Here is a 15,329-nt window from a genome sequence, read left to right as displayed (position 1 = left end):
GCCGCGTCAGTCAAATCAAACTCGAGACTTGGGGGACGTGGAGTTTTATAAAAAGACGACTTCTTCTTCAGCCGACTGGCCAGATCGTCCAGGTGCGTTTAGATGAAGCAAGTCTTGGTCCTGTTGTGGCTTGGAAAAACCCTTCTTGCCATTGACGCGATCAGCGGGCTTTGGGGCTTCAGGTTGGTTGCTGGCAATGGGTTTCTCATCCTGCCGCTTCGCTCGGCTCTGTTTTGCATCAGCCATGCCCAAGGAGCGGGAGGCCTCCGAACCCCGCACAGACATATTTGCTTCGGTATGGGTATGAGTATGCGGTGTTGGATCCTTGGCGGCGAAGGAACTCTTGTCATTGCGCACTATTTCAGACGGGGGAGGAGCCTTGCGCGCGCGCAAACCTTTGTGCTTTTGTTCTGCTTTGGCTTTGGGCGTTGACCAACCAAGTTCGTCATCAGTGGGGGGGATATATTGTGCAGCCAATTCAAGATGCTTGCGGACTGTATCGGTCGACGCTGGCAAAATCACCAAAGAGGCAAATCCCAATTTACGAGCGTTGATAACGTCCTGCATAGTTGCTTTTTTGGAGCATAATATTAGGCAAACACCGCGCCCGCCCGCAAATTCGACATTACGAGCCGGGATCAAAACATTGGCGATCCCTTCTGCTCCATAGGAATCATCCACAAAAACAATATCCGCATGGCCTGAGGCAACGACTGTTACTGCTTGTTCAATATTTGAAATGGATTGCGGACAATTGATGCCGCAGTTCTTCAGCAATTCTGACCATAGCTGGCGATCATGCTTGCGAGGAGCAAGGATAAGAACCGAAAGATCTTTAACTGGTTTCAAGCGACGCGCCACTTGAGCCTCACTTCAAAAGGTTGATAACAAGAACCAGATGCAACTTGGTTCGTTGTGTTTGGCTGCCTTCTTAGTTGGCTTTTTATTATCAAAATGAAAAAGGCCGTCCAATGGCAGGCGGCCTCATTCTGCGTTATAAACCCTTGCAATCGGTAAATATTCACCAGATCAAATGTATAAGGTTAACAAAGACTTGCTACAAGACTAACGTCCGCTTTTGAGACTGCCCAAAATGCCTCGCACCAAGGCTCGGCCCAATGAAGAGGCGACCGAGCGGGCGATCGACTTCATTGCTGTTTCTGCAACGCTTTGGCGATTGGAGCGGCGGGTTGTGGTCTTTTTGCGAGATTTTTTGCTGGGAGTATCATCGCGGCCAAAATCTGGCAGCGTAAAGCCTGTGCGGCTTTTCTTCATTCGTCCCTTTGCTTCACGCTGACGGTCCTCTTCTTCGCGCTGTTCTTCTTCCCGTTTAACCTTTTCTTCGGCCTTTTTCGTAAGAATTTCAAACGCGCTTTCGCGATCGATCAGTTTGTCATATATGCCCAGAATCGGGCTTTCATTGATCACGGCTTTGCGCTCAGCTGGTGTTAATGGACCCAGACGAGAGCTTGGTGGCCGAATGAGGGTCTGTTGCACCATCGACGGCACGCCCTTTTTCATCAGGGTCGACACAAGCGCCTCACCAACTCCCATTTCCATGATGACCTGACGGGTATCCAGGCCCGGATTGGGGCGGAACGTGTCAGCCGCCACCTTTACAGCTTTTTGGTCGCGCGGGGTAAAGGCCCGCAACGCATGTTGCACGCGGTTGCCAAGTTGAGACAGCACGCCATCGGGCACATCCAGCGGGTTTTGCGTAACAAAATAGACGCCGACGCCCTTGGACCGGATAAGTTTGACCACCTGTTCGACTTTTTCAACGAGAATTTTAGGAGCGTCGTCAAAGAGCAAGTGAGCCTCATCAAAGAAAAACACCAAACGCGGACGATCCCTATCGCCAACCTCGGGCAATTCCTCGAATAACTCCGAAAGTAGCCACAACAAAAAGGTGGCATAGAGGCGAGGGGACTGCATCAGCTTGTCAGCGGCCAAAATAGATACAACGCCGCGTCCATCACGGGTCGTCCGCATCAAATCTAGAATATCAAGCGCACTTTCGCCAAAGAAGTCTTCCGCACCCTGTTGTTCCAAAACCAGCAAATCACGTTGGATTGCGCCAATGGACGACGACGAAATATTACCATAGGCAGCAGAGAGCTCCTTGCGGCGTTCGTCCATATTAATCAATAAGGACCGCAGATCCTTGAGATCCAACAGCAGCATGCCTTCATCATCGGCCAACTTGAACGCGATGTTCAAAACACCTTCCTGCGTATCGTTCAGCCCCAAAAGGCGCGCCAGAAGCAGAGGCCCCATATCGGTAATCGTTGTGCGGACAGGATGTCCTTGTTCGCCGAACAGATCCCAGAAAACGGTAGGCACAGACCCATATTCATACTCGTCTGCAAAACCGATTTTCTCGGCGCGTTTGGCCAAGAAATCTTTGGGTTCGCCTGCTACCGCTAATCCGGATAAATCGCCTTTGACGTCAGCGCAAAAAACGGGCACTCCAGCGGCGGAAAAACCTTCGGTCAGAATTTGCAAAGAAACCGTTTTGCCCGTCCCCGTGGCTCCGGTGATCAGGCCGTGGCGGTTGGCCAGTCTGAGGTTGAGATACTCGGGTTGACTGGTCTCGATCCCATCGGCATCCGTTAGAAAAGACGTGCCGAGATAAACTTTATCATCCTGTAACATGCTGTCCCGTGATCCTTTTTGCCTCATCGCAGCCAAGTGAAGTGCTTATCAATGGCGACGTCCACTGGAATGACATTGCGCACAATGCATTCTTATTGACCCATTCAGTTTCCATTCATTCATCTATATATATTGCTTGTCCAGAGCTGCTTGGGTCGAACCCTACTGAATCTTTTACGGCTCTTGCTACGAGGCCGCAACCGGCATGTCAGAAATAGCGACATATATATAAGGTGTTGCGTTGATGGTGCGCCAATAAGACTTGTGTCGAATATCCGTGCATCTGCGGCTTGTGTTCGGAAAAGTCTGGTGTAGGCTAACGCTAACGTAAGGTTCCGAATCGGGACGAATTTTGGAGACGGATATGGAACAGATTATTTCTCGCGTCGCGGCAGCTGCCGGTATTTCTGAAGAAATGGCGCAGACAGCGGTAAAAATCATTCTTAACTTCCTCGCGAAAGAAGCACCAGAGGGTAAGATGAGCCAGTTGGTTGAAGCGTTGGGGGTATCGGATTTGATGGATGCGCCAACAGAATCCAGTGGCGGTGGTCTTCTGGGCGGTTTAATGGGGTCCTTGGGCGGAATGGGTGGTGCAATGGCCGCTATGAATGAACTCACTAGCGCCGGACTGGGGATGGGTGAAGTTCAATCTGTTGCCGGTGAACTTGTTGCCGCTGCGAAAGAAAATGTCGACGAGAGTGTCGTTGATGAAATCGTGGCTGCCGTACCCGGCCTAAGCCAAATCTTGTAAATTTTACGAATGCAGCCCTTGCGGGTCGTATTTTTTTGTCACAAGCTGTTTATGGCAAAAGTGCATTGTGTCAGCTGTCAATAATTCGGGCGAACTGGCACCAAGAGACAAAGCCTGCGGGCAGCAAACAAGGAGGCATACATGTCATCATATCCTATAGCGAAGATCGAAGGCATTGGTCCAACCTACGCTGAGAAGCTCAAAGCGGTTGGGATTTCCAATACCAAGAAATATCTTGAACGCGCCAAAGATGCTGTTGGCCGCAAGGCACTGGAAGAAGAAACCGAAATCGATCACAAGCGTATTCTGAAATGGGCGAATATGTCCGACCTGATGCGCATCAAAGGTGTCGGAGAAGAATATTCTGAACTGCTGGAAGCTGCAGGAGTGGATACGGTCAAAGAATTGCGCAATCGCAATGCCGCCAATCTGACCAAAGCCATGAAGGAAGCCAATGACGAGAAAAAACTTGTTCGTCAGGTTCCTGCGCAGAGCAACGTTGAAAAATGGGTGGCACAAGCCAAAGAATTGCCCCCTATGATGACCTACTAATGGACAGAACGAAACATTTGTATCCCTCGATATTTTGCGGGTTGTTACTATAAGGCAATAAAATGTTTCTGTATTTCTTCCATCAAAGAATGTGTGGTGGTTTGACGCATTGGTGTCAAACCACCAGAACATCAAAGATTCGAATATGATGGATGTGTCAAGCGATTGCCAATTGAGCACCGCTTGTGATTTGGGATGATCCAACCCAATGGCACTATAAACACAAAAGCCAACGCGGTGCTGCGTTGGCTTTTGTGTTTTAGCTTTCGATTGAACCCAATCTATTGTCGTTCATTCAAGACGCATGATTCTTGAGGTCGGTCTTCGTTGGGTTTTTAGCTGTGCCAAAAGAAGAACTCCAACGACTTAGTATAGCTGGATTTGTCCATAGCGCATTGCCTCCACAACCGTCTGGGTTTTGTTGGAGGCTTGCATTTTCTCCGCCGCATTCTGCAAGTGAGCATGCACGGTGCGTTGTGAGATCTGCAATTCATCAGCGATGCTACCAGCGGTCTTCCCCTCTGCTGTCAAGGCGAGGACAAGCTTTTCTCGTCGCGATAACTCACCTGGCCGATTGGTCACCAATGGGCTGATTGCATGCATCTCTTTCAATTCATACTGCAAACTGCTGGTTATTTCTTCGAGCGAACGGGCTTTAACATCCAGAGTTTCACCTGCAATACATATAGCCACCTGCAAGTGATTGAAGTGGTGGATATGAATGCCAATAAAAGATTGATAGGACCGCGGCGGGACTGCACTTCTCAGTAAAATATTCACGAGTGCAGATTTATGCAGCCAGCTATTTTCACTGTCACCAAATCGCCATTTAGTGGGCTTGTTTAAAACAGCCACTCTACGCAAAAGCGGATCATTGCCATAGATATGAACGAGTTGAGATGGAGATAATTCTGTTTCGCCCCATTGCTGAAATAAGACGAGCTTGCTGAGGTCTTTACCCGGAAGAGGGAGACCTGTGACTAGGATATGCTCCGCTCCAATGGACCGGAAATGATTTGCGGCACTTTCGAAAAATTCCACAGGGGTTGAGCCTGCATTTTCGAACAAAAGCGCATTTTTGGCATTGCCCAAAAGGGGGTCATTCATGAATTATAAACTGCAAATTTTGTGTTGCTGTTACGGCGGTCTAACGGGACGCACCACGAAATTTAGACACAACAGCAAAGTCAACGCTGATTGCAATCAACGCTGAAAACCTGTCGCTTTACCCATATTTACCCAAGCTGACATTGAACGATTGTCGACAGGTGGGCAACCCAAAAGCGGGGGTATTGTCTGCAAATCCATGAACAAGGGTTGGGTATTGTTAATATTGTCCAATATTTGTCACGCTCATGCGACAAAGCTAGGTAAAATTGTGGAGAAATTTCCTGGATCCCAAAGATAGTTTATGCCTGTGCTGGTTATGCGTTGCCCAAACCTCTCGTTCGATTCGATGGAACCTGTTGCCAGAATTGCTTGGTTGCGTCCTCGTTTGTGGCGGGGAACTTACATGGAAAACATCAAAGAATTGACTGATTGCTTTACCAAACAGGACCATTCGGCCAGCTTGCGAAGCGGCACGCTGCCTTTTAAACCCTTATGTGTATCCCGATCTTGCCATGTTACCGTCGACCTCGCTAGCATAACGGCTCGGAACGAAGGGATTGTTCGCCCCAAAATGATTTTAAATTTTGGACGATAGTATGAGATAGAACAAAGCGTTCAATTTCATTTTGGATATTATCGCGGACATTCGCATAAGTAAGAATAAGCGCGTTGAGTCTTTTTGTGAGCATAAGACATCGCGCTTGGGAAACTTGATCATGGGTCGGAGATTGAAGTGCCAGCCGCGTAGTTCTTATCTCGACTTTAACAATTTGGAGCGAACACGATGAGCGATGCTCTGAGGATTACCGAGACTTTTCCCGGCTATTCCCATGATGAATGGGTTGCCGTAGCCGAGAAAGCCCTCAAGGGACAACCTCTTTCCCGCATATCTACCACGACTGTTGATGGCACAAAGATAGACCCGATCTATGAACGTGCCTCAGGAAAAACGCCTTTGGCGATGCGCCCTGAAGATCTCCCTTGGGCTGTCAGTCAAAGAGTGGATCATCCTGATGCAGACAAAGCCAACGAGCAATTGCTGACAGACCTAAGCAACGGCGCGAACATGCTGTCGATTCCTTTTGTCGGTTGCGCCAGCGCACATGGCTTTGGTCTTGCCGCCAACAAGGAAAGCCTCGCTAAGGCACTTGATGGCGTTATGCTTGATCTTGTCAGTGTCCGCCTTGAAGGTGGAGCGAGCGGCGAGATTGCCGCCAATGCTTTTGCCGACTTTGTCGCAGACAAAGGCTTGGATGCTTCTTCTCTGAAAGTTTCTTTCGGACTGGACCCCATTGGCACATTTGCTTCGACGGGAACGATGGCTCCTGACTGGGCCGGACGATCCGCAGCAATGATTGAAACAATCAAGGGTCTCAAGTCCAAAGGTTTCAAAGGACCATTCATCACCGTTGATGGACGTCCCTATCATAATGCCGGCGCCTCTGAAGCCCAGGAGTTGGGTGCTGTGGTTGCCACCATTGCTGAATATTGGCGTGTTCTGGAAGCTGCCGGTTTCGACGCGTCCGAAGCACTCGCTTCCATTGATGTGACGCTTTCAGCTGAAACCAACCAGTTTGGGTCTCTTTCCAAAATGCGCGCGATGCGCCATCTTTGGGCCAATTTGATGCATGCAGCTGGCGTGGATTTTGTTCCGCTTCACATTCACGCAGAAACATCTTGGGCCATGATGACCCGTTTGGATCCTGCTGTGAACATTCTGCGCGCCACGACAGCAGCCTTCGCTGCCGGTGTTGGTGGGGCAGACAGTGTTTGCATCTTGCCACACACATTGACTCACGGTTTGCCAGATCCTTTGGCTCGTCGGATTGCACGCAATTTGCAGACCATGCTGCTGGAAGAATCAAACCTTTACCGTGTGACTGACCCTGCTGCGGGTTCTGGCTTTGTTGAAAGCTGGACAGACGAGATGGGCAGCAAAGCATGGGCATTGTTCCAAACGATTGAACAAGCCGGCAACATGGTTCAGGCTTTGAAAGCAGGCTTGCTTGTCGATGAAATCGCCAAGTCCAATGCCGCTCGCAACAAGTTGATTGCGACACGCAGAGCGTCTCTGACCGGTGCTTCTGCTTTCCCCAATATCGATGAAGCAGACGTTGAGGTTCTTGATGTGGCTCCTTTGGCCGCTCCTGAGCTTGCCGAGGGTGAAAAATGCACAGCCCTTAAAGTGGTTCGCATTTCTGAACCCTATGAAGCACTACGCGCTGCAGCGAAAGCGGCTGGCGTGCCAACCGTATTCTTTGCCAATATGGGCCGCATCGCGGACTTTACCGCTCGTTCCACTTGGGCCAAGAACTTCTTTGAAGCCGGTGGCATCCGCGCGCTATCGGACAAAGGCTTTACCGAAAACGATGCTGCCGTCGAGGCCTTCAAGGCATCTGGTTCCTCAATCGCTTGTCTCGTTGGTCCGGATGGATTGTATGAGGAGCGGGGAGCAGACCTTGCCAAAGGCTTGAAAGCTGCTGGCGCGAAAATGGTCTATCTGGCAGGTCGGCCTAAAGACCTGATGGAAGCCCTCTCTGCCGCTGGTGTCGACGCCTACGCATTCGAAAGCTGCGACGTTCTCGCGGAGCTTAATAAAATTCACGCAGAGCTGGGCATTGCCCCTCAGGCACAGGGCTAAGGAGTCGGAATGATGAGCAAGATCCCTAATTTTGCCGATATTGCATATAAGCCAGCTGGCCCAGCTGCCAAAGGGTCAGACGCCATTTGGCACACGCCAGAAGGCATTGATGTTAAAGATGTCTATACCGAGAGCGACATTGCCTCACTGGACTTCCTGAACACTTGGCCGGGCTTGGCACCTTTCATGCGTGGTCCTTATCCCACCATGTATACCCAGCGTCCTTGGACCGTCCGCCAGTATGCCGGTTTCTCAACTGCGGAAGATTCCAACGCTTTCTATCGCCGCAACCTTGCCGCTGGTCAAAAAGGCCTCTCTATTGCCTTCGACCTTGCCACGCACCGCGGGTATGATTCCGATCATCCTCGCGTTCCTGGTGACGTTGGTATGGCTGGTGTGGCGATTGACAGCATCTATGACATGCGCACTTTGTTCGACGGCATTCCGCTGGACAAAATGTCCGTGTCTATGACCATGAACGGCGCTGTGTTGCCGATTATGGCGCTGTATATCATTGCCGCTGAAGAACAGGGTGTGTCTCAGGAAAAACTGGCCGGAACCATTCAGAATGATATTCTGAAAGAATTCATGGTCCGCAACACCTACATCTATCCGCCAACCCCATCCATGCGAATCATTTCCGACATCTTCGGTTACACATCGCGCAATATGCCCAAATTCAACTCGATCTCGATTTCCGGCTACCATATGCAGGAAGCCGGCGCGACGGCCGATTTGGAATTGGCTTACACCATCGCCGATGGCATTGAATATATCCGCGCTGGTGTGAAAACCGGTCTGGATGTGGATGCGTTTGCACCGCGCCTATCCTTCTTCTGGTCTATTGGCATGAACTTCTTCATGGAAGTTGCCAAGATGCGCGCTGCGCGTCTTGTTTGGGCTAAATTGGTCAAGGAAGAGTTCGATCCGAAAAATCCAAAATCCTACTCTTTGCGTACGCACTCGCAGACATCTGGTTGGTCTTTGACTGCGCAAGATGTTTACAACAACGTGGGTCGTACGGTTATCGAAGCCATGGGCGCAACACAGGGACATACCCAGTCTCTACATACCAACGCGCTGGACGAAGCATTGGCTTTGCCAACTGACTTCTCTGCCCGTATTGCTCGTAACACCCAACTGTTCTTGCAGCAGGAAAGTGGCACCACCAAAGTGGTCGATCCTTGGGGCGGCTCTCACTATGTTGAGAAACTGACCGCTGAGCTGGCTGAAAAAGCATTGGCTCACATCAAGGAAGTGGATGAACTGGGCGGCATGGCAAAAGCCATCGAAGCCGGTATTCCTAAATTACGCATCGAAGAAGCCGCTGCCAAAACACAGGCACGAATCGACGGTGGCTCACAGACTGTGGTTGGGTTGAACAAATACAAACCCGAAAGCGAAGAGCAGCTCGACGTTCTGAAGATCGAAAATGCTGAAGTTCGCAAACAGCAGCTTGAAAAACTGGCGCGCCTGAAAGCCGAGCGCAATCAGGCTGATGTTGATGCTGCACTGGAAGCTCTGACACAATCTGCCAAAACCGGTGAGGGCAACTTGCTTGACCTCTCGGTTAAAGCCGCACGTGCCAAGGCAACCGTCGGTGAGATTACAGAAGCTATGGAAAAAGTCTTCGGCCGTCACCGTGCTGAAATCAAATCCATTTCTGGCGTCTATCGTAAAGAGGTTGGTGCAATGTCAGACGTGATTCTGAAGGTTCAGAAACTGGTCGAAACGTTCGAAGAAAATGACGGACGTCGCCCTCGTATCCTGATTGCCAAAATGGGGCAGGATGGACATGATCGTGGTCAGAAGGTGATTGCTTCGGCCTTTGCTGATCTTGGTTTCGATGTGGATATCGGGCCGTTGTTCCAGACACCGGAAGAAGCCGGACGACAAGCCGTCGAAAATGACGTGCATGTGGTTGCCGCTTCGTCTCTTGCAGCGGGTCACTTGACCTTGGTGCCTGCTTTGAAAAAAGTGCTCGAAGATGAAGGCCGCGGTGACATTATGATCGTTGCAGGTGGTGTGATCCCACCGCAGGATTATGATGCTTTGTATGCCGCTGGTGCATCGGCTATCTATCCTCCGGGAACAGTGATCGCTGATGCCGCTGTAGACCTGCTCAACCAACTGAGCAAGCGTCTGGGTTACGGTACGACTGCTGAATAAGCTTTCTTGCTTGAGATAAATGAAAACCGGGCCAATGGCCCGGTTTTTTTGTGCGCGTTTCAGGGGGAAATGGAAATGCAGCCACCTGTTTTAAAGGGTCAGAACAATCTTGCCTGTGTGGTTCTTGCGCAGAAATTCTTCTTGTGCCTTAACGATCTCTTCAAGCGGGAATGTGGCAGAAACCAGGGGCTTGATCTTTTTCTGTTCGATCAGTTTGATCAGATTGGGAAAGACCTCCGGCTCCAGAATTGTGCAGCCGAAAAAGCTCAAATCTTTGAGATAAAGCGTGCGAACATCCAGCGTCACAAACGCCCCGCCGATAGCGCCCGCGACGGCATACCGCCCCTTGGGTTTTAACACTTCAAGCAGATCAGGCCATTTTTCACCAGCAACAAGATCGATCACCACGTCGACTTTGTTGGTGCCCAGAATATCGAGCATCGCGTCATTCCGGTCCAGCACATGGTCTGCCCCAGCTGTGCGCAGGGTTTCAAATTTGGCAGGGCTTGTCACCGCGATGACTTCGGCGCCTTTTGCTTTGGCCAATTGCACCGCCGCTGACCCAACACCGCCAGACGCCCCGGTGATCAGAACTGTCTCGCCTGATGTCAAGCGCGCCCGCGTGAGCATATTCTCGGCCGTTGAATAGGAGCAGGGGAATGATGCCAGCTCAATGGCTGTCATATCGCTTTCAATTTTGTGCGCCTGGGCGGATGGAATAACGGTATAGTCTGCAAATCCACCATCCATCTCAGAGCCGAAATAGCGAATGCTCTCGCTCCCCGATTGATCGACGGTGACGATGCAAGGCTCAATCAATACGCGTTCGCCAATGCGCGACTGTGCCACATCCTGACCAACAGCGACGATATGGCCACAAACATCGGCCCCCTGTATGCGCGGAAACTGAAGGGAGCTACCGGACCAGCTTGCTTTGTCATCATTGTCGTCGTCCTTGGCATACCAGCCCAGACGGGTGTTGATGTCTGTGTTGTTGACGGCTGCTGCACTGACCTGCACCAAAACCTCACCCTGAGCAGGGGAGGGAACCACAATATCATCGCGTATTTCGAGGCGTTCAAAACCTCCATATCCGGTCATCAATACGCCCTTCATGTGTGCGGGGATCGTGTTCATTGGCTTGCCTTTGATGTTGAATTTCGATGTGGTTTGTCGTCGTTCAGTCGGCCACACTGTGTTATGCCACACTAATGGGCGTGGTCCATTAAAACAAATGACCCCAGCAAAAGAGCGGTTTCTTTCCCAAAGCTTCTTGACCTTGAAACAGAAGTCCTTACCTCTCTAGGGGATAGAAAAACCATTTGAATCCCTTTTGTTTTGAGGGGGGCAAGAAAAGTTTTTCAAATAGTTTGATAATTCTATTCGAAAAAATGACTGGTGACTTGACCCGTTTGACGCAAACCACCGGTAAAATCGATTGTACTGAGCAGGGGTATAAATATGCTAATTACGACCACCAACACTGTCGAAGGCCGTACCATCAAAGACTATAAAGGCATGGTAAATGGCGAAGCCATCCTTGGTGCCAACGTGTTCAAGGATTTTTTTGCCGGCATCCGTGACATCGTAGGTGGCCGGTCTGGAGCCTATGAGGGCGAACTTCAGCGTGCGCGAGAAATTGCCATTCAAGAAATGACCGAATATGCCCAGCGTCTTGGCGCCAACGCTATTATTGGCGTAGACGTGGATTATGAGACTGTTGGCGATAAAGGCTCTATGCTAATGGTCGCGGCATCAGGCACCGCAGTCATTATTGAATAAAGATTCTGACATAGCCTGATCACTGGTTTGTCAGGCAGGAACGGGAAATCATGAAAAGCATTTGTGTTTTTTGCGGCTCCAGTTGGGGGCGCAGAAAAGAATATGAAAATGCCGCAATTGCGCTGTCGCAAGAAATCGCACGCCGTGGCTACCGTCTTGTTTATGGCGGATCTTCTGTCGGTCTAATGGGCGCTTGTGCCGATGCCGCGCTTGCGGCCGGTGGCGAAGTGGTGGGCATTCTCCCCCATTCTTTGAAGCGCAAGGAAATTGATCATGCCGGCCTGACGGAATTGCATGTCGTCGATAGCATGCATGAGCGCAAAGCCAAGATGGTGGAGGTGTCCGACGGCTTCATTTCACTACCCGGCGGGGCAGGCACTATGGATGAAATGTTCGAAGTCTGGACATGGGCAATGTTAGGCTGGCACAACAAACCGTCTGCTTTAATGAATGTCGAAGGCTATTATGATGACCTTATCCGCTTTCTAGACAAAACGTCTCAGGAAGACTTCGTCAAACAACCTCATCGTGACATGCTGATTGTCGACACCGACGCGTCATCGCTGCTTGATCAGATGGAAGCCTATAAGGCGCCGGAAAACATAGCCAAATGGATCCAAAAAGAAAGCCAGATGTAATGACCGATTCCGAGCCGCAAAATCAATTCGAGTTTGTTCGTCTGTCTGATATCCCGGAACAGGTACAAGCTTGTGCCCGTTTCCATGCATCCATCAGTAAAGATGATAGCGAAGACGGGTTTGAAATGCGCAAAGCCGCGTTTCAAAAGCTGGCGCTTGACGGCGAAGAAGAAGATGCCATTGTGTGCTTTGCTGCGCAAGGTGAGCAGGCCGGACAGATCGCTGGTATGGCCGTATTGCTCAAAGCAGAAATGACGGCCTTTGATGATCTTGGGCCATGGTTAAGTGGCCTTATGGTCTCGCCAAACTGTGATACACAAAAAATAACTGATGAGCTGGTTGGTCACATTGAGGCACTTACCCATGATCTGGGCTATGCTCAACTCTTTATGCAGACGGACAATGTCGCCCCTTTCAAAGCGTTCGGTTTCACCGAAATTGAGTCTTTTGAAAAGGGCAACCGCGAACATTGGGTGATCGGCAAGGCATATTAAAACCCTGAGCTTCACAAGTTCAGCAATCCATTCAAATCCTTGAACTGAGCCAGCGGCGCCAAGTCGCGATACTCGTCAGGTTGGCCGGTGCGATTGATCCAGACGGTGTTAAAACCGTAGGCCGTTGCTCCTGCGATGTCCCAGCGATTGGAGGATTGAAACGACACCGCATCTGGAAAACAGCGAAAGGCTGTTGTCACCAGATCATAAGTCTCGGACTTGGTTTTAAAGGTCCGTGTTGCGTCGACCGACAGAACATGATCGAAAAGATCTTCCAACCCATTGCCCGCTACTGCAGCTTCCAGCATGGCAGGTGAACCATTCGACAAGATTGCCAACTGTGCTCCGCGTGCTTTCAGGCTATCCAAAACCATGCGCACTTCGCCGTATGCTGCCAGTTTATGGTATGCCGCTAGAAGATCCTGACGTGTGGATTTGTTTGCGTCCGGCACTTTGCTAAAGGCAAAATCGAGGGCTTCTTCCGTCAAGGTCCAAAAATCGACATAGCGACCCATTAAAGCCCGCACCCAGCTATATTCTAGCTGTTTAGACCGCCAGATTTCGGAAAGCAAAGCAGAATTTGGGCCCAAAGCATCGGCATGTTGGCGTACTGCAGCATGCACATCGAACAATGTGCCGTAGGCGTCAAACACATAAATCGAACAGGCGTCATTTCCAGCCATGCAGGTCTCCTTTAAAAGTCATTTTTAGTCTCCCAACCACATCAATTTTCTTAATTGCGCACCAATAGAATGGTATGAGAGGTCGTTTTTTTATATTGTTGGGAACAGTATCTTGAATTCATCATTCAAATCGTATTTTATTTCGCTACCACGACGGGAATATGGATGAAATTGGTCTTTCAGCTTAAGATCAGGAGAACTTCCTGATTTTAAATAGAGATGTTTTCATCTGATCTACTTAACAACATGCTCCAACGCGCCCAATCCGCGTTTTCAATCATTTTCATACAATTCGAGACAGTGTGCTGATCCATTCGGCTCGTCCCTATTGCTAACGAAAAAACGATTGCGCCGAAGACGCAGTGACGAAAAGCAAGGAAAATGGCAATGACCGAATTTTCAAAAACCTGGACTTGGTACAAAGGCGACTGGCACGAAGGCAATCCGCCTCTCATGGGGCCGCGCGCTCATGCGTTCTGGCTGGGATCAAGTGTGTTTGATGGTGCCCGTGTGTTTGAAGGGGTTATGCCTGACCTTGATTTACACTGCGCTCGCACAAACAACTCCGCCCGCACGATGGGTATGAACCCCACGATGGAAGCCGGTGCTATTGTGGAGTTAACCAAAGAAGGTGCCGACAAGTTCGATCCAGATATCGCGATCTATGTCCGGCCAACCTATTGGGGTGTTGGAGAAGGGCTTAGTGTCATTACTGCCGATCCCGATGACATCGATTTTTGTTTGACGATGTTTGAAGCACCAATGAAAAAATCTGCCGGTATGCGCATCACCACCACATCTTTCCGCCGACCAACCGTGGAGTGTATGCCGGTCAACGCCAAAGCCGGATGTCTTTATCCCAACAATGCTCGGTGTCTGAAAGAAGCCATCGCCAAGGGATTTGACAACGCCATTGTGTGCGACATGCTAGGCAATGTTGCCGAACTCGCTACTGCCAACGTGTTTATTGTCAAAGACGGTATCGTCAAAACACCTGTGCCGAATGGAACATTCCTCAATGGTATTACCCGCCAACGGGTCATTCAATTGCTGACAGCCGCAGGTATTAAGGTCGTCGAATGTACGCTGTCGATTGATGATTGCCGCGATGCAGACGAAATGTTTTCAACCGGAAACTATTCCAAAGTTGCACCGATCGTCGCGTTTGATGACAGAGAGTTTGGCGCGGGGCCGATGTCCGCCAAAGCAAAAGAATTATATTGGGAATTTGCCCATAAATAACATGGCGCTTGCCCTTTAATCATATTTGTTTGTCATAAGGAAAGGGGAGCGTTGGCTCCCCTGACCTAATTGAAGCAGGTCATTATAATCCGCAGACGTCGAGCTTGCCCTGCTTTTGACATTTTGCTGTCTTAGATGATGTTCAGCGTCAGTTCCAATGAGAGATAATGTGATGGATCTGGCACCACTATCGACTTATCCGGACCATCCGGACACTAATTGTCAGGAGCATATGGTGGCAAAAAGAAGCCTTTTTTCGTTTCTGATTCTTTCGATTTTTATGGCCACTTTGTCTGCTCCCGTGGTGTTGCTGCCAAACAGCGTCAGCGCGATGGAGCGGACAAATCCCAAAGCATCCAAATGTTTAGCGCTGGCCAAGCAAATTGGTGCTTCAAATGTTTGGTGGGGGCGTCATGTGGGATCGAAAGAGCTTGACCCGTTATTTAAATGGGGCCCCAGCAAAGAAGTATTCAATTCTATAGGGTGTTTCAAAACCCGCAAGGAATGTGAAGACTGGCTCTATTGGAAAAGAACCGATTATCCGGAATTTTCTTCAGTCAGACCATGCCGTCGTGGCCTGTAAGAGCCTCTATATCACTGCTTAAAACAAAC

General features: G+C 50.0%; 14 protein-coding genes. 9 read left to right on the top strand and 5 right to left on the bottom strand.

The window, feature by feature from the left end; all coding sequences use genetic code 11:
• Positions 1–45: 45 nt before the first annotated feature.
• Both C0081_RS13275 and C0081_RS13270 read right to left on the bottom strand, forming a co-directional pair.
• The gene (locus tag C0081_RS13275) at positions 46–849 is read right to left on the bottom strand and encodes a response regulator (protein ID WP_146006462.1); all 804 of its coding nucleotides are present in this window, start codon (positions 847–849) and stop codon (positions 46–48) included.
• 216 nt (positions 850–1,065) lie between these two features.
• Positions 1,066–2,655 (bottom strand): helicase HerA-like C-terminal domain-containing protein, encoded by a 1,590-nt coding sequence (locus C0081_RS13270; protein WP_101534300.1) that lies wholly within the window; start codon positions 2,653–2,655, stop codon positions 1,066–1,068.
• A 364-nt stretch (positions 2,656–3,019) separates the two neighbouring features.
• On the opposite strand from C0081_RS13270, the gene C0081_RS13265 reads away from it, so the two are divergent.
• Entirely contained in the window at positions 3,020–3,406 is a 387-nt protein-coding gene (locus C0081_RS13265) for a hypothetical protein (RefSeq protein WP_101534299.1), read from the top strand.
• Positions 3,407–3,547: 141 nt separating this feature from the next.
• Positions 3,548–3,958: a DUF4332 domain-containing protein gene (locus tag C0081_RS13260; protein ID WP_101534298.1), complete on the top strand. Its 411-nt coding sequence runs from the start codon at positions 3,548–3,550 to the stop codon at positions 3,956–3,958.
• Positions 3,959–4,324: 366 nt separating this feature from the next.
• Here the strand turns inward: C0081_RS13260 and C0081_RS13255 are convergent, their stop codons facing one another.
• Complete coding sequence (locus tag C0081_RS13255; RefSeq protein WP_180966892.1) at positions 4,325–5,050, bottom strand: helix-turn-helix transcriptional regulator; 726 nt, start codon at positions 5,048–5,050, stop codon at positions 4,325–4,327.
• Positions 5,051–5,852: 802 nt separating this feature from the next.
• Between C0081_RS13255 and C0081_RS13250 the strand changes: the two genes are divergently transcribed.
• The gene (locus C0081_RS13250; protein WP_101534296.1) at positions 5,853–7,709 is read left to right on the top strand and encodes a methylmalonyl-CoA mutase subunit beta; all 1,857 of its coding nucleotides are present in this window, start codon (positions 5,853–5,855) and stop codon (positions 7,707–7,709) included.
• Positions 7,710–7,721: 12 nt separating this feature from the next.
• The gene (gene scpA / locus C0081_RS13245) at positions 7,722–9,878 is read left to right on the top strand and encodes a methylmalonyl-CoA mutase (RefSeq protein ID WP_101534295.1); all 2,157 of its coding nucleotides are present in this window, start codon (positions 7,722–7,724) and stop codon (positions 9,876–9,878) included.
• Between the two features lie 90 nt (positions 9,879–9,968).
• On the opposite strand, the gene C0081_RS13240 is transcribed toward scpA, so the two are convergent.
• On the bottom strand, positions 9,969–11,015 hold the full coding sequence (locus C0081_RS13240; protein WP_101534294.1) for an alcohol dehydrogenase family protein: 1,047 nt from the start codon (positions 11,013–11,015) through the stop codon (positions 9,969–9,971).
• Between the two features lie 324 nt (positions 11,016–11,339).
• On the opposite strand from C0081_RS13240, the gene C0081_RS13235 reads away from it, so the two are divergent.
• From C0081_RS13235 to C0081_RS13225, 3 genes are read left to right on the top strand one after another with little or no spacing between them, the layout of a single operon-like run.
• Positions 11,340–11,660: a heavy metal-binding domain-containing protein gene (locus C0081_RS13235; protein ID WP_101534293.1), complete on the top strand. Its 321-nt coding sequence runs from the start codon at positions 11,340–11,342 to the stop codon at positions 11,658–11,660.
• A gap of 50 nt (positions 11,661–11,710) precedes the next feature.
• Positions 11,711–12,298 (top strand): LOG family protein, encoded by a 588-nt coding sequence (locus C0081_RS13230; protein WP_101534292.1) that lies wholly within the window; start codon positions 11,711–11,713, stop codon positions 12,296–12,298.
• Complete coding sequence (locus tag C0081_RS13225) at positions 12,298–12,792, top strand: GNAT family N-acetyltransferase (protein ID WP_101534291.1); 495 nt, start codon at positions 12,298–12,300, stop codon at positions 12,790–12,792. The genes C0081_RS13230 and C0081_RS13225 overlap by 1 nt, the downstream gene beginning before the upstream one ends.
• Positions 12,793–12,803: 11 nt before the next feature.
• On the opposite strand, the gene C0081_RS13220 is transcribed toward C0081_RS13225, so the two are convergent.
• On the bottom strand, positions 12,804–13,475 hold the full coding sequence (locus C0081_RS13220) for a haloacid dehalogenase type II (RefSeq protein ID WP_101534290.1): 672 nt from the start codon (positions 13,473–13,475) through the stop codon (positions 12,804–12,806).
• Positions 13,476–13,862: 387 nt separating this feature from the next.
• On the opposite strand from C0081_RS13220, the gene C0081_RS13215 reads away from it, so the two are divergent.
• Together C0081_RS13215 and C0081_RS13210 are read left to right on the top strand one after the other, a co-directional pair.
• The gene (locus tag C0081_RS13215; protein WP_101534289.1) at positions 13,863–14,717 is read left to right on the top strand and encodes a branched-chain amino acid aminotransferase; all 855 of its coding nucleotides are present in this window, start codon (positions 13,863–13,865) and stop codon (positions 14,715–14,717) included.
• A gap of 169 nt (positions 14,718–14,886) precedes the next feature.
• On the top strand, positions 14,887–15,300 hold the full coding sequence (locus C0081_RS13210; RefSeq protein WP_146006461.1) for a hypothetical protein: 414 nt from the start codon (positions 14,887–14,889) through the stop codon (positions 15,298–15,300).
• Positions 15,301–15,329: the final 29 nt, after the last annotated feature.

Origin of the sequence: Cohaesibacter celericrescens, assembly GCF_002866925.1 — a bacterium.
GTDB lineage: Bacteria > Pseudomonadota > Alphaproteobacteria > Rhizobiales > Cohaesibacteraceae > Cohaesibacter > Cohaesibacter celericrescens.
The sequence above is the reverse complement of the archived record's forward strand: the minus strand, read 5'-3'. Positions and strand labels throughout refer to the sequence as shown.

What these genes read in the sequence shown, in the direction of transcription:
- C0081_RS13270 (WP_101534300.1), bottom strand. Translation starts at nt 2,655, where the DNA reads ATGTTACAGGATGATAAAGTTTATCTCGGCACGTCTTTTCTAACGGAT.
- C0081_RS13265 (WP_101534299.1), top strand. Translation starts at nt 3,020, where the DNA reads ATGGAACAGATTATTTCTCGCGTCGCGGCAGCTGCCGGTATTTCTGAA.
- C0081_RS13260 (WP_101534298.1), top strand. Translation starts at nt 3,548, where the DNA reads ATGTCATCATATCCTATAGCGAAGATCGAAGGCATTGGTCCAACCTAC.
- C0081_RS13250 (WP_101534296.1), top strand. Translation starts at nt 5,853, where the DNA reads ATGAGCGATGCTCTGAGGATTACCGAGACTTTTCCCGGCTATTCCCAT.
- scpA (WP_101534295.1), top strand. Translation starts at nt 7,722, where the DNA reads ATGAGCAAGATCCCTAATTTTGCCGATATTGCATATAAGCCAGCTGGC.
- C0081_RS13240 (WP_101534294.1), bottom strand. Translation starts at nt 11,015, where the DNA reads ATGAACACGATCCCCGCACACATGAAGGGCGTATTGATGACCGGATAT.
- C0081_RS13235 (WP_101534293.1), top strand. Translation starts at nt 11,340, where the DNA reads ATGCTAATTACGACCACCAACACTGTCGAAGGCCGTACCATCAAAGAC.
- C0081_RS13230 (WP_101534292.1), top strand. Translation starts at nt 11,711, where the DNA reads ATGAAAAGCATTTGTGTTTTTTGCGGCTCCAGTTGGGGGCGCAGAAAA.
- C0081_RS13225 (WP_101534291.1), top strand. Translation starts at nt 12,298, where the DNA reads ATGACCGATTCCGAGCCGCAAAATCAATTCGAGTTTGTTCGTCTGTCT.
- C0081_RS13220 (WP_101534290.1), bottom strand. Translation starts at nt 13,475, where the DNA reads ATGGCTGGAAATGACGCCTGTTCGATTTATGTGTTTGACGCCTACGGC.
- C0081_RS13215 (WP_101534289.1), top strand. Translation starts at nt 13,863, where the DNA reads ATGACCGAATTTTCAAAAACCTGGACTTGGTACAAAGGCGACTGGCAC.